Origin of the sequence: Streptomyces sp. PA03-5A (genome assembly GCF_033792725.1) — a bacterium.
In the GTDB taxonomy this organism is placed as follows: Bacteria; Actinomycetota; Actinomycetes; order Streptomycetales; family Streptomycetaceae; genus Actinacidiphila.
The window spans coordinates 166,324-186,008 of sequence record NZ_JARAVL010000017.1 but is presented as its reverse complement, the minus strand read 5'-3'; the positions used below and the strand labels follow the sequence as shown (position 1 = coordinate 186,008).

The window sequence follows — 19,685 nt, the reverse complement described above, 5'->3', positions numbered from 1 at the left end:
GCCGAGGGTCCGACGGCGTCCTCGAGGTGCCGAGGGCCGCCGCCGACCTCGGCCTGCACCGGGGGGCCTTGCACATCGCCACCGGCGACGGCTGGAGTGCGCCGGTGAGCTGACGATCGCCGACCGGCTACTTGGTGGCGTAGACGGCCGTGTAACCGCCGATGAGAGGACGGGCCTCCGTCGTGGAGAAGCCTGCCGCCGCCAGCCAGCGGGTCGCATCGGCGACGGTGTACTCGGAGCCGCCTTCCGTGTCGATGAGCATGTTCAGCGACACCATGAAGCCGTAGGTATTGTGCCGTCGGTCGTCGTCGATCATGGCGTCGTAGACGATGAGCGTGCCGCCGACGGGCAGGGCGTCATGGGCCTTGCGGAGCAGGAACTGCCGCTGCTCGGCATTCCAGTCGTGGAGGATCTGCCCCATGACGTAGACGTCGGCCGGGGGAAGGGGGTCGGAGAAGAAGTCGCCGCTGTGGAAGGACAGGCGGTCGGTCAGGCCGTGAGCGGCGGCGAATTCGTCGAATACCGGGCGTACCGGGGGAAGTTCGAAGACCGTTCCGGTCATCTCGGGGTGGGATCGCAGCACTGCCGCGGGTACGGCCCCCAGAGCGCCGCCGAGGTCGACCACGTGCCGGTGGCCGGTCCAGTCGAAGTCGGCGGCGAGTGCCCCCGCGAGGGGTGTGCTGACACCGTTCATGCCGTTGAGGAAGTTGCGCCACGCGACAGGGTCCTGGCTCAGCGTGGCGAAGAAGGGGGCTCCGGTGTGCGTGACTTCGTTCTGCTGGGTGCCGGTTCGCAGGGCATCGGTGAGGTTGTCCCAGAAGCCGAAGAGGCGGGTGTTGGCCATCTCCAGGATGCCGCCGACGTAGGAGGGCTTGGCCTGGTCCAGGAAGACCTCGGACGCGGCGCTGTTGCGGTAGACGCCGTCGTCGTCACGGTCCAGCAGGCCCAGCGACACGAGGGCGTCGAGGAAGTCCGCGGAGGACCTGGAGTGGAGGCCCACTTCGGCGGCGAGGGACGCGCGATCGCGACCGCCCCGGGCCAGGACGGTGAAAATCTCCAGCTCCACCGCGCTCAGCAGTGTCTTCGAGGCCATGAATCCCAGACCCAGCTGCAGGATCGGCTCGGGGGTGATCGATTCGTCGACGGTCACATGTATCTCCACTCACTCGACAACGGATTCTCAGGTTGGTCGCTGGGCGCGGTCTCGCACCGCCGCCCGGGGCAGGACGGGCCGCGCCCCGCGTTCAGAGCGTCTTGATCTGGCCGCCGTCGATGAGCACCTCGGCCCCGTTGATGTTGCCCGCCACCGGCGAGGCCAGGAAGACGGTGAGGTCGGCGACCTCCTGCGGCTCGGTGATCCGGCCCGAGGTGATGCCCATGCTCTGGGGCACCACGACGTCCAGGGCCTCCTGCGCCGTGGTGCCGGCGGCCGCGGCGGTGGCGTCGGCGAAAGCGCCCGGGGCCGTCCAGAACGGCGTGCGCACCGGGCCGGGGGAGATCGCGTTGACGCGGACGCCCTTCGGCGCGAACTCCTCGGACAGCGACTTGCTCAGGTTGGTCAGCGCGGCCTTGGCGGCCGAGTAGTCCACGACCATCGGGAAGGGCGTGCGGGCGTTGATGGAGCTGATGTTGACGATCGCCGCACCGTCGGCCTCGGCCAGGTGCGGGAGCGCGGCACGGCTGGCGCGGACGGCGCTGAAGAAGGTCAGGTCGAAGATCCGCTGCCATTCGGCGTCGGTGACCTCGAGGAACCCGCTGCGCGGTTCGGCGGCGCCGACGTTGTTGACCAGGATGTCGATCCGCTGGTGGCGCTCCACCGCGCGGCGGACCAGGGTCTGCGCCCCCTCCGGTGCCGCCAGGTCGACGGGCACGATCGTGACGTCGTAGGTGGTCGCCAGCGCGTCGAGTTCGGGCGTCGAGTTGCGGCTGCCGGCGACGACGCGGACGCCTTCGCGGGCCATCGCCTCGACGACGGCCAGGCCGATGCCCTTGCTGGCTCCGGTGACGACGGCAACCTTGTTCTTGAGGTGCAGTTCCATGAGGAATCCTTTGTGGATTGATCAATACAGAATTATGGCAAGCGGAAGCCGGGCCCACACGGTGTGCGTCGGAGCCCGACCGCGGTCAGCCCAGGGCGCGCATCGCCACCGCGAGGGCGTCCTCGACGAAGGACCGCCCGAGACGCGCCCGGCCGACGACCCGCAGGCCCTGGACGAAGGTGGTCAGGAAGCGGGCCAGCTCGACCGGGTTCTTGTCCGGCGCCAGCTCACCCCGCGACCTGGCCCGCTCCAGGGCTCCCGCCAAGGACGACTCGACCTGCCGCATCGCCGCGACGACACGTTCGGCAGCCGGGGGCCTGCCGCCGCACTCGGTGGCGGTGTTGACGACGAGGCACCCCCGCGACGGATCGGTCAGATCCGCCTCGATCATGGCGACGAGGACCTGTCGCACCGCCGACCGGATCTCGGTCGCGTGCTCGAGGATCTTCACGAGGTCGTCCGCCTGGAGGGCGGAGTAACGCTCGAGGGCGCGGAGGTAGAGCTGCTCCTTCGAGCCGAAAGCCGCGTAGAAGCTGCCGCTTCCGATCGACAGCTCGTCGAGGAGGTCCTGCAGGGCGGTCTCGGCGTAGCCGCGACGCCAGAACAGGTCCATCGCGCGGTCGACCGCTTGGTCGACGTCGAACTCCCTGATCCGTCCCATGCCGGAAAGCCTAGCATGATTCTGGATTGCTCAATAAAGTAAGCGTTCCGGGGGAGGCCGCGCGCGCCGCGGTCCTGACCGGGCTCAGAGGGATGCCAGCCAGGCCGCGGTCTCGTCGGGGTGGCCGAAGCGGAGGACGTCCAGCGGCGCGAAGCGGGGATCGCCGGCGCGGCGCTCGATCTCGAGGCGACGGCCCGCGTGCTGGGACCAGGACCACCAGGCAGGATGCTCCCGGCTCAGCCAGCCGGTCAGGGTTTCCCTGTTGCCCCCGAAGATCGCCTCGCGCGTGACGGTGCGCCGCACGGAGCGGCGCAGGACGCGCGGCATGATGACGCGCCTGGGGTAGTCCAGCCACACCACGGTGTCGGCCCGCCCCCACAGCAGGTCACGAACGTCCGGATAGCCGAGGGAGTCGACCACCCAGCGGGGCCCGGCGGCGAACCCCGCCACGTCCTCGGCGAACGCGCCGTTCACCGCCCAGTCGGGACCGTTGAAGTACAGCGCGTCCATCTCGTGGTACGTCAGGCCCAGTCGACCGCCCACCGCACGGGCGAGCGTGGACTTGCCCGCGCCCGTGGCGCCCACCACCAAGATCCGTTCCACGACCGTGCACCCTACCCCGGGCCGCCGCGGTGCGGGCGGTCGCAGATGCTCGTGACGGGTCAGCCGGCCCTGTTCGGATCGAAGCCGTACCGGCGATCGCGGACGGCCGCCACGACCTTGGCGACCCGGGCGTCGAAGGCGTCGAGCTCTTCCGTCTCGGCCGCGTCGGCGACGAACGCACGTCGGTCACACAGGACGCCTGCCCGCCAGATCCGTTCGATGGCCCGGGTCGCGGTGACGTCGGTCAACGGGTCGCCGGACACGAGCACGAGGTCCGCGCGCCGACCGGGTGCGACCTGCCCGCGGTCGGCGAGGCTGAACACTCGTGCCGGAGCGGCGGTCGCGGCGTCCAGCGCCTGAGCGGGCGTCATGCCGCAGCGGCCGAGCAGCTCCAGTTCCCGGTGCAGACTTGCCCCGAACACGGTTCCCGGGTTCGGGGCGTCGGTGCCGGCCAGGACCGTGACGCCCGCGTCGACCAGGCGGCCGACGTTCTCCTCGGCACGGGAATAGGGCGGCATCGCCCGCCCGTGCCGCCCAGACGCGCCAGAGGTCAGCCGCCGCGCCTGCGCGTCCCCGAGTGCCGCGGCAAGTCGGGGGTCGCCGGCCACAGCGGCCCCGCCTGGTTCGCCCAGGACGTTCTCGATGGTTGCCAGCGTCGGGCCGACCGCGATTCCGGCCTCGGCGATCCGCTCGGCCAGCGCTCTGTCCAGTTCGCCGTCCACGGGCACGTGCGCGATGACGTCGATGCCCGCGGACATGACCTCGCCCATCCCGGCCACGGAGTGGATGTGCGCGACGACCACGAGTCCGCGACGATGCGCTGCCTCGGTCACCGCGGTGATCGTGGCCAGGTCCAAAGACGGCATCGTCCGCGGACCCGCGGTGCCCGAGGGGCCGAAGACCTTCACGTGGTCCGAGCCTTCGGCGACGCGGTCCGCGACGAACTGCTCGGCCTGCTCCGGGCCGGTCAAGGTCGGGAACGGGGCGTACATCGCGGAGGGATGCCCGCCGGGAGCAGTGGCACCGATCCCCGCGGAACGCACGTCGGCCACGTCCGGCCGAGCGGCGGCCTGTTGCTTGGCCACGGCCATCACGTCGGCCTGGCTGAACATGTCCAGTGCGGTGGTCACACCGAAGGTGAGCCCCTGCGCCAGCGCGCCGGGCACCAGGTGGATGTGCGAGTCGATCAGCCCCGGCAGGAGGGTGCCGCCCTCCGCGTCGATCACCTCGTCGCCGTCCTGGGCGGTGGGACCGGTGGCGCAGTCGGTGATGATGCCGTCGGCGAACCGGACCGACGTCCAGTCCCGCAGCCGGGTGCCGTCGAAGACCCTCGCGTTGACGATCGCCGTTGCTCCGGTCACGGGGCCCCTCCCGAACGGATGTATGTGGTGGTCAGGGGCGGGGCAGCCGCCCTCCCCGATGGCGCCAAGCATCGCACCCGCGCCGGCGGCCCTCGCCATCCGGCTCCGGACATGATCGGCCGGTCAGGTCCTACCCGGTCCGCTCGTCGTATGTCTGCTGGTGGCGGCGGATCTCCGCGTGCCGCTCGGCCGACCAGGCCGCCAGCTCCAGCACGGTGGACAGCAGGGAGGTGCCGAGCCCGGTCAGGGAGTACTCGACGCGCGGCGGCACCTCGGCGTACGCGGTCCGGTCGACCAGGCCGCTGCGCTGGAGCTGCTTGAGAGTGAGGGTGAGCATCCGCTGGGAGATGCCGGGGATGGCGTGCGCGAGGTCGGAGTAGCGCACGGGTCCGTCGGAGAGGGTGCCGATGATCAGCACGCTCCACTTGTCGCCGACCAGGTCGAGGATCTCGCGGATGAGGTCCGCGTCCCCGTCGCCCCAGTGCGCGCACGGGCCGGGGACGCGCCGCACGCTCGCCCGCACGTTGGTGCGTCCCTGCCGCATCTCGCCGCCGGTGCCCACGTCCGCCACCTCTCCCACGACCACGCACATCAATGTGCCTTTTGTATCGCTTCTCACACTAATGCAGAGTGAGGCTACGAACAGAAAGTGAGTTTCGAGAGGGGCCCACCATGCAGATCGACTTCTGGTCCGACATCGTCTGCCCGTACTGCGGACTGGCGGACAACCGGCTGCGGCTGGCGCTGGAGCGTTTCGAGCACGCCGGAGAGGTACGGATCGTCCACCGCTCGTTCCAGCTCCACCCCGACCTGCCCCGTGAGGGCATCACGCAACGGCGGCTCCTGGAGAAGCACGGGATCTCCGTGTCCAGGGGCGAGCAGATCTTCGCGCCGATCGAGCGCGCCGCCCGGGACGAGGGGCTGGACCCCTACCACGCGCTGGAGCGGACGCTGGGGCCGACCGACTACGCGCACGAACTCCTCGCCCTCGCCACCGACCAGGGGCGCGGCGGCGAGGTGTGGACGGCGATGTTCCGAGCCCACTTCGGGCAGGCGCGCGAGCTGTGGACCCGCGAGCAGGTCCTCGACTTCGCCACCGAGGCCGGCCTCGACCGCGCGGAGGCCGCGGAGGCGCTGCGCGACCGGCGCTACCGGGCCCGGGTGGACGCCGACCAACGCGAGGCCGAGCGCCTGGGGGCACGCGGGACGCCGTTCATGATCCTCGACGGCACGTACGCGATCCCCGGCGCCGTCGGCGTCGACGAACTCCTGGCCGCGATGACCAGGGCCTGGGAGGCGGCGCACCCCGAGCCCCGGCCGCTGCGGATCCTCGGCGCAGCGGGCGCGGCCGCCTGCGGCCCCGACGGCTGTGCGGTCCCCCGGCCCCCCGCTCCCTGACGACACTGCCTCAGACGACACGACCTCACCGGGGCCCGCCCACACCCGCGCGCCGGAACCCGGCCGACGGACCACCACCACACCCGCACACCCGCACCACAGCGAGAGAGTCACCACCATGTCCTACCTGCTGCGCATCGACGCCTCGGCCTCCGGCGACGCCTCCGTCTCCCGCCGGGTCGCCGATTCCTTCACCGCCGCCTGGGCCGGCGACGTCGTCCACCGCGACCTCGCGCTCGACCCCGTCGGCCACCTGGACGCGGCCGGCATCCTGGCCCGTACGACCCCCGCCGACGAGCACACCCCCGAGCAGAAGGCCGCCGCCCTGCTCCAGGACGAACTGGTCGAGGAGTTCCTGGGCGCCGACGCCTACCTCTTCGCCGTACCGCTCTACAACTACGCGATGCCGTCGGTCTTCAAGGCGTGGCTGGACCACATCATGATCGTCGGCAGGACGATCGGGCTGCCCGGTCCCGCTCCCACCGCCGGCCGCCCCGCCGTCGTCGTCTCCGCCCGGGGCGGCGGCTACGGTCCCGGTGCGCCCCAGCACGGGAAGGACTTCCTGATCCCCGCGCTGGAGACCATCCTCGGCGATCCGCGGCTGATGGCCCTGGACGTCCGCCCCATCACGCCCGAACTGACGTATGCGCCCACGGTGCCGTCGCTCGCGCACCTGCTCCCGGAGCACCGCGCCTCACTGAAGGATGCGCACGCGCGGGCGCGCCGTCAGGCGATGGAGGTCGCCGCGCTCACCGCCACCCGGTCGGCCACCTGACCGGCACGAACTCCTTGAGCGCCCCCAGGCCCCTTGGGCCTGCCTCGGGCCGGTCGGCGAGGTCGACGGGGTGGTCCTGCTTCCGGGGCGAGGCGGCCCGGTCAGAGATGCGGCGCGGCGTTCCAACTGGCCAGGAGGGGCAGGACGCGGGCGGTGGAGGAGTCGGGTTCTGCGGTGTAGACGACGAGGCGCTGGTCGGGCTCGTGGGGCGCGCGGACGATCTCGATGTCGAAGGACATCGGGCCCGCCGTGGGGTGCTGGACGCGCTTGGTCACCGACGCGTAGTCGCGGACGGCGTGGTCGTCCCACCAGCGGGCGACGTCGGCGTCGGTGGTGCGCAACTCGTCGACCAGCGCGGTGAGGCGGTTGTCGTGCGGGCGGCGGGCGGTCTCCCGGCGCATCGTGGCGACGGTGGCCGAGGCGAAGTCCTGCCAGTTCACGATCCGTTCGCGGGCGACCGGGTCCTGGAACATGTAGCGGACGAACGACGTCCCCGGCTCCAGCGGACGGCCCAGCACCTCCACGAGCAGGGCGTTGCGGGCCAGTACCTCGCCGCGGTGGCCGAGCAGCAGGACCGGGACGTGGTCGAGCGTGCGCATCAGCCGCAGCAGCCCGGGATCGGGGCGCTGCACCGACTGCGGGGTCGCGGCCCGCCGCCGCACGGTGGGTGCGGCGAGGTCGCGCAGATGCGCGTGCTCGACCTCGTCCAGGCGCAGCGCCCGGGCCAGCGCGTCGAGCACCTCGTCGGAGATGTTGGCCTGGCGTCCCTGTTCGAGCCGGCTGTAGTAGTCCGGGCTGAGGCCGGCGAGCACGGCCAGCTCCTCGCGCCGCAGCCCCGGCACCCGCCGGGCCCCGGGGAACGCTTCGATGCCCGCCTGGGAAGGGGTGATGCGGTCCCGGCGGGAGCGGAGGAACGCCCCGAGCGCGGCGCGGTCGCGTGGCATGGCTCCAGGGTAGGCGGCACGCCGTCGCCCTGGGTGGTGCTGCCATGCCCAGGTACGTCCTGACCTGGCCCGATGCCGGCGGGCCGCCGTAGACAGGGACCCATGACCACTTCTCTTCACATCACAGACAGCACACCCGCCACCCCCGGCTCCCGCCTCGCCGGCCGCACCGCCGTGATCACCGGCTCGACCAGCGGCATCGGTGCGGCGATCGCCCGCACGCTCGCCGGCGAGGGCGCCCACGTCGTCGTCAGCGGCCGGCAGGGATCCCGCGGCGAGGGCGTCGTCGAGGACATCCGGCAGGCCGGCGGCCGGGCCGGCTTCGTCGCGGCGGACCTGGCGGGCAGCTACGAGCAGCTGCGGGCCTTCGCGGCGGAGGCCACCGAGGTGCTCGGCGGACGCGTCGACATCCTGGTCAACAGCGCGGGCATCTACCCGGCGACGGCGACCGAGGACCTGCCGGACGCCGACCTGGACGCCATGCTCGCGGTCAACGTCCGCGCTCCCCACGTCCTGGTCGCCGCGATGGCGCCGGCCATGGCCGAGCGGGGCAACGGCGTCATCGTCACCATCGGCTCCTGGATGGCCCGCGTCGGCAGCCCCTACGCGGCGATGTACACCGCGACCAAGGCAGCGGACGAGCAGCTCACCCGGAGCTGGGCCGCGGAGTACGGCCCGCGCGGCGTGCGGGTGAACGCCGTCGCGCCCGGGGCGACCCTCACGCCGGGCAACGAGGCGGCCCGTGCGGAGCTCGAGGCGATGACCGCCGCCACCCCGGCAGGCGTGGTGATCAGGCCCGACGACATCGCCAAGGGCGTCCTGTACGTCGCCAGCGACGATGCGGCCATGGTCCACGGCATCACGCTCTACGTGGACGGCGGAATCTCCGCCACCCGCCCGAACTGACCCCTCCGGCGGCCCCGCCGCCTTCCCGGCGGCGGGGGCGCGGGAACCAAAGCCTTCTTACCATCCAGCGATGTTAATTAAGAACTTGCCTAATCACTTTAGGCAAACTAGCCTGCTGCCCATGAAGCCGTTGACCGAGCAAGAGATCCGTAGCGCGTTCGTGAACTGCACCAAGGGCGAGGCCAAGCGCCTCTTCGTCCCCCGTGACCTGGCCGAGCAGCCCTGGGACGACCTGGACTTCCTCGGCTGGCGGGACCCGCAGGCCCCCGACCGCTCCTACCTCGCCACCGAGCTGGACGGCCGCACGGTGGCCCTCGCCCTGCGCACCTCGGGTCCGGCCTCCTGGCAGGCGCGGCTCGGCATGTGCTCGATGTGCCTGACCACCCACTCCGGGGGCGTCTCACTCATGGTCGCAGCGAAAGCCGGCAAGGCCGGGCAGCAGGGCAACACCGTGGGCGCCTACATGTGCCGTGACCTCGCCTGCCCGCTGTACGTGCGGGGCATGAAGGACGCGGGCGTCGGCGCGCGGCTCCACGAGACGCTCACCCTGGAGGAGAAGATCCAGCGGACCGTCGCGAACCTCGCCGCGTTCATCGCCAAGGTCACCACGTGAACGAGGTAGCGGCACCGGCCGACTGTCGCTGACCTGCGACGACCGGTTACGCTCCCGCAAGATCACGCAGCTCGGGGTGGGGGCACCATGGACAAGAAGCACGCACTGGTCCTGGCAGCGGCGGCAGCACTCGTCGCCGCCGTGCCGGCCACACTGGTGGTGCACCGCCACGTCGAAGCGGCGGAGCGGGCGTCGCTTGAGCGAGCGGCCCAAAAGGTCTTCCAGCACGACGCCGACCTCCCCACCGCGTATTGGCGGAGGGACGAACCGCAAGCGGACGTGATGTGGGACGGAGCCGTCTCCACCGCCCACATCCAGCAGGTCGAGATGGACGGCGACCGGGCCAAGGTGTGGGTCGACGAGTCCACGAGGCCGTACGCCACCGACCGGTTCGGCAAGACCCACAGGGCCGATGTCCCCTGGGTGAGCTCCCACCTCTTCGTGTTCGAGCCCGCAGGGGACGGCTGGCGCCTCGCCGAGGACCTCACCACGACCGAACGGGACAACGGCTGACATCGCCGGTGGCACCGCCTCCCGGGGGCCTGCAAAGTCGCCCACCCGGGACGCCGCATGCGTCAGGGACCGATGTCGCCGGGTGGGCCGTCGACGACCAACGCCATGGCCATCGCCGCGTCCGCCACCTGTGCCGCGACACGACGCCGGCCCGGTGAGGGCGTCGACCCGGCCGTCGGCCCGTGGTCCACACCGTCCTCCCGGTCTGAAGGGCACTGCGCAAGGACCCCGCCCGCACCACCTTCGCGAGAACGCGTGCCGCCGCGCCGGGAAGCTGCTCGGACGGCGATGAGTGCGCCAGGCCACCGCGCCGCCACCGTCGGCCACGGCACACCCCACCCGCTCCTCAACCGCCCCTGCGCCGATACCTCTTCGCGCACCCTAGGACCCCTAGGCTACAATGAGGGATCCTAGGAATCAGTGGGAGGGTCCATGGTGCGAGCCGGACTGACGGCGGAACGGGTGACGGTCGCGGGCGCCGAGCTGGCGGACGAGGTCGGCCTCGACCAGGTGACCATGTCCCAGGTCGCCCGGCGGCTCGGCGTCAGGGACGCCAGCCTCTACACGCACGTCCGCAACCTTGAGGACCTGCGCGGACGGATCGCGCTCCTGGCCGCCGACGAGAAGACCATCCGCATCGCCGAGGCCACCGCGGGCCGGGCCGGCAAGGACGCGCTCATCGCGTTCGCCAACGCCTGGCGCGAGTACGCCCACCAGCACCCCGGCCGCTACACCGCGACGCAGACCCCCCTGCAGATCGACCCCGAACTGGCCGCCAAAGCCCCCGGACCACGGCGCGCCGTCGAGCTGACCTATGGCATGCTCCGCGCCTACGGACTCGCCGAGCCCGACCTCACCGACGCGGTACGCCTGCTGCGCAGCACCTTCCACGGGTTCGTCGCCCTGGAGGCCGCCGGCGGATTCGCCCACCGGCGCTCACCGCAGCAGTCCTGGCTACGCGCCCTCGACGCCCTGCACCACCTCCTGGAGCACTGGCCCGCATCCCGAGAAGGAGAAGCAGCCCCATGACGAGCGCCCCCTCCACCGGCAGCCTGCGCGTGAACGGCGCGACCCTGCACTACGAAGTACGCGGCCGGGGCCCCCTCCTGCTCCTGATCCCGGGCGGAACCGGCGGGGCCGCGACCTTCGACGACATCGCCGACGACCTGGCCACCGCGTACACGGTCGCGACCTACGACCCGCGTGGCATGTCCCGCAGCACCCTCGACGACCCCGACGCAGAACAGCACGTCGCCGAACACGCCGACGACGCGCTCCACCTCCTCGACCTGCTCTCGCCCCACGAACCCGCCCGCGTCTTCGGCGCCAGCTCGGGCGCGATCACCGCCCTCCACCTGCTCACCACCCACCCCGGACGCGTCGCACGCCTCGTGGCGCACGAACCGCCGGTCGTGGACGTCCTCCCCGACGCCCCCGAGCACCGCGCACTCGTCGACCGCGTGCAGGACACCTTCCGCGCCCAAGGCCTCAAGCCGGCGATGGCCGCGTTCGCCGAGGGCATGAAGAAGGACGACAACACCACCGACCCGGAGCCCGCGATCGAGCTTCCGCCACGAGCGGCGGCGCGGGTCGAGCGGACCATGGGCAACCTGCCCCTCTTCGTCGGCCGCATCGTGCCCGCCTTCATGTCCTACGCCCCCGACACCGGCCGCCTCAAGGCGCTGTCGGACCGGATCGTGCTCGCCGCCGGCCAGGACTCGCGAGGCGAGCTCCCCCACCGCGCGGCGGCCTCCCTGGCCGAGCACCTCGGCACGGAACTCCGGTACTTCCCCGGCAGCCACATCGGCCTGACGACCCACCCCACCGCGTTCGGCGAGCACCTCCGCGAGGCCCTCGGCACCCGGTAGACCCGCGTCCCCGACCCGATTGGGCGCGGTGCGGCTGCGGGGCGGCCGGGGCGGTTGTTCGATGGGCGGCAACGGTCCCCGGCGCGCCCCGTGCGGGGCCGACGGCCGGGCAGGTGGTGCACCGTGGCAGGCAAGGACGCTCCCGCCGACCTCGACTCGGTCGCCGACGAGCTGTACCGGCTGCCGCCCGCGCAGTTCACCGCCGCCCGCAACACGCACGCCCAGGCCGCCAAGAAGGCCGGCGACCGGCCCCTCGCCGACCGGATCGCGGCCCTGCGCAAGCCGACCACCTCGGCCTGGGCCGCCAATCTGCTGGCCCGCGAACGCCGGGACGAGATCGGGCCGCTCCTCCGGCTCGGCGAAGCACTGCGGCAGGCCCACCGCAGCCTGGACGGAGGACGGCTCCGCCGGCTCAACCGGCAACAGCGGGAGCTCGTGCAGGCACTGTCCCGGCAAGCCGCACAACTGGCCGCGGAATCCGGACAGCCCATCACGGGCCAAGCCGTGCAGGAAGTGGAGGAGACCCTGCACGCCGCACTCGCCGACCCCGACGCCGGCGCGGCGTTCGCGGAGGGCCGCCTGACCAAGCCACTGTCGGCGACCGTGGACATCACCGGCCAGGCCACCACCGCCCAGGCCACCACCGCCCAGGGCACGCACCGCACACCGAAGCCGCCACGGACCGCCGAGGACACCGCGCGGGCCCGCCGCGAGGCCGAGCGACAGCGCCGACGCGAGGATGCCGAGCAGGCCGGACAGCACGCCCGCCGGGCGGAGCAGGAAGCCGCGGCCCGGGAAAGCGAGGCAGTTGCCGCCCGGCAAGGCCTACACGCCGCGGACCGGCACCGCGACGAGGCTCAGGCCCGCCTCGACGAACTGCTCGGGCGGGTCAAGGACGCCGAGCAGACCGTACGGGCAGCCCGCGACGGCCAGGGCCAGGCCCGGCGACTGCTGCGGGAGGCCGACAAGGCCGCCCGCGACGCCCGTCGCCGGGCCCACGAAGCGGCCGCCCACGCCGATCGGCTGACCGCACGCCTCGACGATCCGGACCCCTGACCGGAACACTGGAGGGGCACGTGCAGGCTCCGCGCTCCCAGCCTGACGGCCCGGCGCCCCGCCTGCCTCACATCACGACCGGCCGCCGCACTGCCAGTTGTGGACCTCGATCCCGGCGTACGCGTCGGGGGTCAGGACAGCGCGTGCGGCATCCTCGTCCGGCGCCCGGACCAGTGCCGCCGTCCCGAGCCACGTGCTGCCGTCGTCGGACAGCAGGGGCCCGAACGCGATGAGGTCGTCCCGCAAGGGCGGCACCACGAGGTCGGCTCCTCCGCCTGCGCCGAGGCCGAGCACCAGGTACCGGTTGCCGCCGGTACGGCCACCGGGGAAGTCCCACATGGTGCGCCCCAGCAGGTTGCGCCACCGGCGCAGCAGCACGTCCCGGTACACGCCCGACTGGTAGCCGGGCTCGTCGAAGGCGAACGCGCGGGCAGCGGCAGCGTCCGGCAGGTCGACCATGTGCACACTGCCGGTGGGCTCGCCGTCCCCTGCGGTGAGGGTCGGGCCTCGGGCGATCATCTCCTTCTCGTACTGGTCCATGTACGACCAGTGCTGCTCCAGCAGCTCTTGACGCAGCGTCAACGAATTGGGCCGGTCACGGTGGTAGCAGAAGAACTCCATCCGCACACTCTCCCCCAGCGCAGGCCCTGCCCGCTCGGCGCGCGGACCCGGAACGGTGAGCGGGGACCACGACGGCTGCGGCAGCGTGGTCACACCGGCCGCGGCACCGTCGACACCGTCGTGGACGTGGCGTGCGCGGCTCAGGAGTTCGCGGACTCCCGGACGTTCACGGCGATGGCCCGCTCGAGGAGGGCGGGGTCGGCGAGCGACATGGGATGGGCCAGGCCGTAGAAGACCGCCGCGCTGGCTTCGGCGATCGTCACGTCCGTGAGCGAGGCCTGTGCGAGCTGAGCCATGGCCCAGCGCTGGCGCTGCACGTCCTCGGGCACCTCGGCCCCCTCGATCGCGTCGCGGAGGGCGGCGTCCGAACCGGCCGAGACCGCCCACATGGCGTCGACGGCCACTTCCTGCAGGGCGAAGAACTCGGTGGCCGGTTCGCCGGTTTCGACGCCACCGCCCAGGTAAGCGGACAGGCAGGAGGCGTGGAGGGCGGCGGACATCATGCCCTGCCCGTAGGTGGCGTTCAGGGAGGCAACCGCGTCGCCGACGCCGACCAGGCCGGCGGGGTAGCGCGACAGCCCCGCGAAATCACGGCGCCGGCTGTCCGCCTGGTGGAAGGTCAGGACGTCACGGGTGACGGCGCCGTCGGTCACCTCCCCGAAGGGATGCGGCAACTTCTCGCACAGCGCCCGGAACTCCTCGATCGACCGGGGAGGCCGGCCCTCCGCGTAGGTGGTGAGCCCCACGAGCCACTGATCGTCTTCGACGGGCTTGGCCAGGGCCACGGCCAGGCCGTCCGGCCCGGGCGGCAGCGTGAACCGTGCGCCCGTGAAGGACGGCTCTGCCCTGTGCCGACCGGTCCGCTCGAAAAGCGCCGTCGCGTAGTGGGCCCCGGTCTGCACCCGCTGCAGCCGGGGCCTGTCGAAGCCCGCCTGCTCGACCCAGTCCGAGGACTTGGAGGCGCGCCCCATCGCGTCCACCACGAAGTCGGCGGGCAGCGCGCCGGCGACACCGTCGACGACGTACCGCACGGCGTCCACCGCACCGTTGTCGCCGTACTCCAGGCCCGTGGCCTGTGCCGCCATGGTCCGCACGTTGGGCAGGGCCAGGACCCGGCTGCGGATGCGCGACTCGAGGAAGGGCCGGGTACAGAAGAGGAACTCGGTGTCTCCTGTGCGGAGTTGCTCCCTGCCGTCGACGTACATGGTCATGCGCTGGGGCCCGAGCAGGACGCCGCCCAGTTCCCGCGCCTCCCGCGTGAATCCCGGCAGCCACCGCTCCAGTTGTACGAGCCCGGCGGCCTGCAACCCGTGCACCTGACGGTCGTGGGGCACGCCCGCACGAGGGCGTCCCTCCACATTCGTCTCGTCCCGCTCGACGATCACAACGGTCCGGGCGTGGTCCGCGAGGACCCGGGCCGCCAGAAGGCCGGCGACACTGCCACCCAACACACACGCAGTGTCGAACAGCATGGGGGGATGCTCGGGCACGTCCGACCTGACGATCCTGTCGTACACGGTCATGGGCGAGACAGCCACACATTCTCCTTGGCCCCCGATGGCGACGCGCACCATCCTTGGGCTTCTCTCAGTGATCGGCCTGCGCGCGGCCGAACCATCTCTGCGCGAGCTACGGTCGCGACCATCCGCCTGGGAACAGACATCCCGTCAAATGCATGGAGAACAGGGCCCGTTGCCTTCGAACTGCGAACGCGCGTCGGAGCGTACGGCAAGCTGCTTGATACAGCAAGCATATGTGCGACCCGCGCGGGCGGTGGGCCCGCCGGGGTCCCTGACGCACCCCCCTCAGCCGTGTGGCCCGGCGCTTGAGCCGGCGCGTCCCGCAACGATTGACGGCCCAACCAGCCGCGCCCACCACCTACTTGACGAGGCAAGTTGACTCATGGTTACTTGACGCCGCAATGACTGCGCGGCCTCGCCGCCCCTTCCCCCTCTCATCACGGCCGGGACTCCCGGCGACCCACGCATGCGGCGACCCCGCATGCGCGATCCCGCGATTTCGCACAGGAGCGAGAATTGGCAACCCCCGAGCAGTACAAGAGCGGTGCACTGTACGTCCGTTCCACCGAGGGACCCGTCAAGTGGGTGGCCGGCGACGAGTACACCATCAAGGTCAGCAGCAAGGAGACCGACGGCCGGCTCGGCTTCGTCGTCGCCACCGTGCCCCCGGGCAACGGACCGATAGCGCACCTCCACGAGCACAACGACGAGGCGTTCTACGTCCTCGAGGGCGAGCTGGAGTTCCTGGACGGCGAGAACACCTTCGTCGCCTCGGCGGGTGACTTCGTCTTCGTTCCGCGTGGCGTGCGGCACCGGTTCAAGAACATCAGCGACCGCGAGGCCAAGATGGCATTCTTCTTCACCCCGGGCGGCCCCGAGAACTTCTTCCTCGACTTCGGGGACGACCCGCTGCCCGGACACTCGCCGCGCCTGTGGACCCCGGAGGATTTCACTCCGGAAATGATCGCGGTCAACGAGGCCATGGGGAACATCGTCCTCCCCGAATGAGGGGTCCGGCCCCGCGGCCGGATGCGACAGCCGTCCGACGGCCACCACGACCCACGCCCCTCCGCCCCACCAGCGGGGACGGGGTCAGACGACCCATGCCGCAGCCGCGACGCAGGGGCATTTGACGCATGCGGCAGCCCCGGCACCACTGCCACAGTGTCCTGGGCAGCGGACGAGGCCTCTGACCTGCACTGACCCCTGCCCTGATCACCCTGCGCATTCCGTGGCACCCGGTGGCACCCGCCGGGTGCCACTGCAGACGGACCCGTATGCCACCGGACCGCCGGCCCACGCGCAGGGCCATGCCCGACACGGGCCGCGTCACCCCCTCCCGGGATGCCAGGCGGCCGCACAAGGAAGAGACAATGGCTCCACTCGTCAACGAACCCATGGCCGATACGCGCGACATGTACATGGCCCATACTGCGCTGCGCCGCGAGTTCAGGCTGCTTCCCGACCTCATCCGGTCCGTCGCGCCGGGCGACACCCGGCGCGCGGAGGTCGTCGGTGCCCACGCGGCGCTGGTGTGCCGGGTCCTGCACACGCACCACGAGGGCGAGGACCTGCTGCTGTGGCCCAAGCTGGCCGAGCGCGCCGGCGTGGATGCGGAGGCCATCGTGCCGACGATGGAGCAGCAGCACCACGCCATCGACGCACTGCACGGCGAGGTGACCGGACTGCTCGGGGGATGGCGTTCCACCGGGCGGGGAGGCGAGGAGCTCGCGGACGCGTTCGAGCGGCTGTTGACCGTGCTCGTCCGGCACATGGCACTGGAGGAGAAGGAGATCCTGCCGCTGGCCGCGAAGTACGTGACCGCTGCGGAATGGCACCAGCTCGGCGAGCACGGGATGGCGAGCACACCGAAGAAGGACCTGCCGCTCGTCTTCGGCATGGCGATGTACGAGGGCGATCCCGAGACCATCAAGGCGGTGCTGGCGACGGCCCCGCTGCCCCTCCGGCTGATCGTCCCCGTCCTGGGACGCCGCCGGTACGCGTCCCACGCCCGGCAGGTCCACGGAACGGTCAGGCCGGCGCGCGTCGGTTCCTGACGCACCCGACGGTTCCCCGGCCGGGACCGGGGCGCCAGGACCGAGGCACGGCCTCGGCCCTGGCGCCGGCCCGGGGGGCGGCTCATGCGCATGCGGGCGGAAGCGTTCGCTCTCCTTGCCGAACCCCTCTCCCGCCGAATACGACGGCACAATCCCGCCCTATTACGACTCCATTCGGCATGGGATTCGCGCAGGTGAATCAATTGTGACATTTCTCTCAATACGCATTCCGCATGCATATCGCCTTGTGTGACAAATGTCCCAATAGCAGGAATTCGTGTTTGCGGATGTCCCCACAATGTCTGCGGGTGTCCCGCACTCCCCGCCGGAAGGGCCGCCGATGGCCCCGGCAGGACCCTACGGTGGCCGCGATGGGGGTTCCCCGAGTGGGCCGCGCGTGACGCGGAAAGCGCCGCCTGGGCCCCGGGGAACCGGGCAACTCCTCACAGTTCGCGAGGACATCGTGATCGAAGCATTCTGCACGGACATCCAACCGCCCGCCGAGCGGGCCGAGTACTGGAGGGACGCCGTACGCAGGGCGTTCACCCGCCTGGAGATCCGCACCCAGGGAGCGGCCGAGCTCCACGGGGCGATACGCCGGGCCTGCGTCGCCGGCGTCCAGGCCGGGTTCCTCGAGGCGAGCCCGCAACGGATGGCGCGTACCGCCCCGCTCATCGCCGCCGACGGCGACGGCTCGCTGATCGTGAGCCTGCAACACACCGGCGGCAGCGTCGCGGCCCAGGACGGCCGCGAGACACCGGTGGCCGCCGGCGAACTCGTGATCCTCGACAGCCGCAGGCCGTACGTCCTGGACTTCGCCGGCCCCGTGCGGCAGCACGTGGCCACGGTCCCGCGCCAGCTGCTGGACCTCCCCGACTCGCTCCTGCGCCTGGCCACCGGCCGCACCTACTCACCCGGCCACGGGATCGGCGGGATCCTCGCCTCATACGTCGACGGGCTCGTGACCACGACGGAACACTGCATCTGCGCACAGGACGCGAAACGCTTCCTGCGCCAGGGCATCGTCGACGTGCTCACCGCCCTGGTCGCCCTGGAAGGCACCTCAGGGGAGCAGGCCGCGGTGGAGCGGGCCCTGCTGCAGCGCGTCCGCGCCTACATCCGCGCCCACCTGGACGATCCCGCGCTCTCCCCCGCGACGGTCGCGGTCGCGCACCACATCTCCGTCCGCTACCTGTACCAGCTCTTCCAGGACGAGCCCATGACCGTAGGCCGATGGATCCAGCGCCTGAGGCTGGAGGCCTGCCGCAGGGACCTCGTACGGCCGGAGCTCGCGGGACAGACGGTGGCGGCGATCGCACACCGGTGGGGCTTCGCCAGCCACGCGCACTTCAGCCGCACCTTCCGGGCGGTCTACGGTCTCTCCCCGGCGGAGTGGCGGCAGGCCGGCGCCCTGCAGGTCGCACCCCTCCAGGCAGCCGGCCCGCTCCCCCAGCCGACTGACAGGTGATCAGTCCTGCCGCAACTGCCCCGCGTCCTCGCCGAGGGCCTCACCGGCGGGCCGGGGCAGCGCGGCGGCGGCCGGTTCCTCCATCCGGGTCAGCGCGACCATCGCGAGATCGTCCTCCGGGAGCGCACCGGCGTGGTCGACGAGGTCCCGGAGGATCTCCCCGAGCGCTTCCGGCAGGCATTCGTGGTGGTCCGGGCCCTGCCGGACCCAGCGCCACGCCGTCGCCCGGTCCATCAGCGGGTAGCAGTGCCCCGCGGCGTCGCGGGCCTCGACGAGCCCGTCGGTGTAGAGCAACAGCGTGTCCCCGGGGGCCAGTTCGAAGCGTTCCTCGATGGCCCCGCATCCCCGCAGAGAACGCAGTCCCAGCGGGGGTGACGGGCAGCCCGGCACAAGGGCGACGTTCCCCCCGCGGGCGCGTACGGGCGGCGGATGGCCGTGGTTGACCATGCGGGCGAGCTGTTCGCCGTCCCGTACCTCCAACAGCAGTGCGGTCACGAAGCGTTCGTCCGTGTCGCGGACGGCGCCTTCGGCTTCGGCCAGATGGCGCACGAAGCTCTCCTCCAGCCGCGCCGACAGCTCCGCCAGGGTCGCCGCACGCGGGGCCCATTCGCGGAAGGCCCCGAGCACGGCCGCGACGTCCTCGAACGTGAGCAGGCCCTTGCCGCACACGTCACCGATGATCAGGCGGGTCGTCCCGCCTTTGCGCGCGACGGCGTAGAGGTCCCCGCCGACCTGTCCCCGCCCGCCGCAGGCCCGGTAGACGGAGGCGAGCCCCAGCGCCCCGACCCGCTCGGGGAGCGGCCGCAGCAAGGTCCGCCGCACGGTGTCCGAAACGGCGCGCGCCCGCGCCGCCCCGTGACGGTACCGGTCCTTCATGCGGGCCATCACCACCGCCACGACCCCTGCGGTGACCAGCGGCGCGAGTCCGCACGCGAGACTCGGATGGGCGTACAGCGGCAGGATCACGCACACCGCGCACACCGCGAGCATCCACGCCACGCCGCCCACGACGGCCAAATGCCGGGGCGGCCGCCCGCCGTCGGGCTCCTCCTCGAACTGTTCGATGTCCGGCATCGGCATCACTCCCTTGGGGTTCGTGCGCGGGGCCGGAGGCCGACGGATCCGCGAACGGTGCCGGACCCGCGCATTGGTGTCCCACTTGTGATGGGACACCTCGACCGTAGGAGGACTCCCCGCCGGGCTCCTTGCCCCGTTGTGCACGGCCCCTTGCCCACCCGTGCAGTCCCCCGCCCACCTGGGCGCCCGGGCGCCGAGCCGGCCC

The 19,685-nt window shown here is 71.9% G+C and carries 21 protein-coding genes; 11 read left to right on the top strand and 10 right to left on the bottom strand.

The features are described 5' to 3' along the window. Positions 1-127: 127 nt before the first annotated feature. From PV410_RS22580 to PV410_RS22555, 6 genes are all read right to left on the bottom strand, one after another. The gene (locus tag PV410_RS22580; protein WP_500327160.1) at positions 128-1,150 is read right to left on the bottom strand and encodes a methyltransferase; all 1,023 of its coding nucleotides are present in this window, start codon (positions 1,148-1,150) and stop codon (positions 128-130) included. Positions 1,151-1,244: 94 nt separating this feature from the next. After that, positions 1,245-2,039 carry an SDR family NAD(P)-dependent oxidoreductase gene (locus tag PV410_RS22575; RefSeq protein ID WP_500327158.1) on the bottom strand — a complete coding sequence of 265 codons (795 nt, stop codon included), beginning with the start codon at positions 2,037-2,039 and terminating at the stop codon, positions 1,245-1,247. Between the two features lie 85 nt (positions 2,040-2,124). After that, positions 2,125-2,700 (bottom strand): TetR/AcrR family transcriptional regulator, encoded by a 576-nt coding sequence (locus PV410_RS22570; protein ID WP_500327156.1) that lies wholly within the window; start codon positions 2,698-2,700, stop codon positions 2,125-2,127. Between the two features lie 84 nt (positions 2,701-2,784). Next, on the bottom strand, positions 2,785-3,303 hold the full coding sequence (locus tag PV410_RS22565; RefSeq protein ID WP_500327154.1) for a P-loop NTPase family protein: 519 nt from the start codon (positions 3,301-3,303) through the stop codon (positions 2,785-2,787). A gap of 59 nt (positions 3,304-3,362) precedes the next feature. Then, positions 3,363-4,664, bottom strand: a complete 1,302-nt coding sequence (locus PV410_RS22560) for an amidohydrolase family protein (RefSeq protein ID WP_500327152.1) — start codon at positions 4,662-4,664, stop codon at positions 3,363-3,365. Between the two features lie 130 nt (positions 4,665-4,794). Then, entirely contained in the window at positions 4,795-5,250 is a 456-nt protein-coding gene (locus PV410_RS22555) for a winged helix-turn-helix transcriptional regulator (protein WP_500327150.1), read from the bottom strand. A gap of 86 nt (positions 5,251-5,336) precedes the next feature. Here PV410_RS22555 and PV410_RS22550 point away from each other — a divergent pair, with 86 nt between their 5' ends. Together PV410_RS22550 and PV410_RS22545 are read left to right on the top strand one after the other, a co-directional pair. Next, positions 5,337-6,062, top strand: a complete 726-nt coding sequence (locus tag PV410_RS22550; protein WP_500327148.1) for a DsbA family oxidoreductase — start codon at positions 5,337-5,339, stop codon at positions 6,060-6,062. Positions 6,063-6,180: 118 nt separating this feature from the next. After that, positions 6,181-6,837, top strand: coding sequence for an FMN-dependent NADH-azoreductase (locus tag PV410_RS22545; protein ID WP_500327146.1), 657 nt, complete (start codon positions 6,181-6,183; stop codon positions 6,835-6,837). 101 nt (positions 6,838-6,938) lie between these two features. Here PV410_RS22545 and PV410_RS22540 read toward each other — a convergent pair whose 3' ends face one another. Next, positions 6,939-7,781, bottom strand: coding sequence for a helix-turn-helix transcriptional regulator (locus PV410_RS22540; protein ID WP_500327144.1), 843 nt, complete (start codon positions 7,779-7,781; stop codon positions 6,939-6,941). A 102-nt stretch (positions 7,782-7,883) separates the two neighbouring features. Here PV410_RS22540 and PV410_RS22535 point away from each other — a divergent pair, with 102 nt between their 5' ends. From PV410_RS22535 to PV410_RS22510, 6 genes are all read left to right on the top strand, one after another. Then, positions 7,884-8,687, top strand: a complete 804-nt coding sequence (locus tag PV410_RS22535) for an SDR family NAD(P)-dependent oxidoreductase (protein WP_500327142.1) — start codon at positions 7,884-7,886, stop codon at positions 8,685-8,687. 121 nt (positions 8,688-8,808) lie between these two features. After that, complete coding sequence (locus PV410_RS22530) at positions 8,809-9,300, top strand: FBP domain-containing protein (protein ID WP_500327140.1); 492 nt, start codon at positions 8,809-8,811, stop codon at positions 9,298-9,300. 87 nt (positions 9,301-9,387) lie between these two features. Next, complete coding sequence (locus PV410_RS22525) at positions 9,388-9,813, top strand: hypothetical protein (RefSeq protein ID WP_500327138.1); 426 nt, start codon at positions 9,388-9,390, stop codon at positions 9,811-9,813. 432 nt (positions 9,814-10,245) lie between these two features. Further along, a complete protein-coding gene (locus PV410_RS22520; RefSeq protein ID WP_500327136.1) occupies positions 10,246-10,842 on the top strand; it encodes a TetR/AcrR family transcriptional regulator in 597 nt (198 codons plus the stop codon). Continuing rightward, positions 10,839-11,681: an alpha/beta fold hydrolase gene (locus PV410_RS22515; RefSeq protein WP_500327134.1), complete on the top strand. Its 843-nt coding sequence runs from the start codon at positions 10,839-10,841 to the stop codon at positions 11,679-11,681. Before PV410_RS22520 ends, PV410_RS22515 begins: the two co-directional genes overlap by 4 nt. Before the next feature lie 123 nt (positions 11,682-11,804). Continuing rightward, positions 11,805-12,737, top strand: coding sequence for a hypothetical protein (locus PV410_RS22510; RefSeq protein WP_500327133.1), 933 nt, complete (start codon positions 11,805-11,807; stop codon positions 12,735-12,737). Between the two features lie 72 nt (positions 12,738-12,809). On the opposite strand, the gene PV410_RS22505 is transcribed toward PV410_RS22510, so the two are convergent. Both PV410_RS22505 and PV410_RS22500 read right to left on the bottom strand, forming a co-directional pair. Continuing rightward, positions 12,810-13,358 carry a YciI family protein gene (locus tag PV410_RS22505; RefSeq protein WP_500327132.1) on the bottom strand — a complete coding sequence of 183 codons (549 nt, stop codon included), beginning with the start codon at positions 13,356-13,358 and terminating at the stop codon, positions 12,810-12,812. Positions 13,359-13,498: 140 nt separating this feature from the next. Beyond that, positions 13,499-14,809, bottom strand: a complete 1,311-nt coding sequence (locus PV410_RS22500; protein ID WP_500327131.1) for an FAD-dependent oxidoreductase — start codon at positions 14,807-14,809, stop codon at positions 13,499-13,501. Positions 14,810-15,394: 585 nt separating this feature from the next. Between PV410_RS22500 and PV410_RS22495 the strand changes: the two genes are divergently transcribed. The 3 genes from PV410_RS22495 to PV410_RS22485 all read left to right on the top strand — a co-directional run bounded on the left by PV410_RS22495 (position 15,395) and on the right by PV410_RS22485 (position 18,403). Next, a complete protein-coding gene (locus PV410_RS22495; RefSeq protein ID WP_500327129.1) occupies positions 15,395-15,886 on the top strand; it encodes a cupin domain-containing protein in 492 nt (163 codons plus the stop codon). A gap of 365 nt (positions 15,887-16,251) precedes the next feature. Then, the gene (locus PV410_RS22490; protein ID WP_500327128.1) at positions 16,252-16,935 is read left to right on the top strand and encodes a hemerythrin domain-containing protein; all 684 of its coding nucleotides are present in this window, start codon (positions 16,252-16,254) and stop codon (positions 16,933-16,935) included. Between the two features lie 463 nt (positions 16,936-17,398). Continuing rightward, on the top strand, positions 17,399-18,403 hold the full coding sequence (locus PV410_RS22485; RefSeq protein WP_500327127.1) for a helix-turn-helix domain-containing protein: 1,005 nt from the start codon (positions 17,399-17,401) through the stop codon (positions 18,401-18,403). Here PV410_RS22485 and PV410_RS22480 read toward each other — a convergent pair whose 3' ends face one another. Beyond that, positions 18,404-19,477, bottom strand: coding sequence for a PP2C family protein-serine/threonine phosphatase (locus PV410_RS22480; RefSeq protein WP_500327125.1), 1,074 nt, complete (start codon positions 19,475-19,477; stop codon positions 18,404-18,406). It lies immediately after the preceding gene. Positions 19,478-19,685 lie beyond the last annotated feature (208 nt).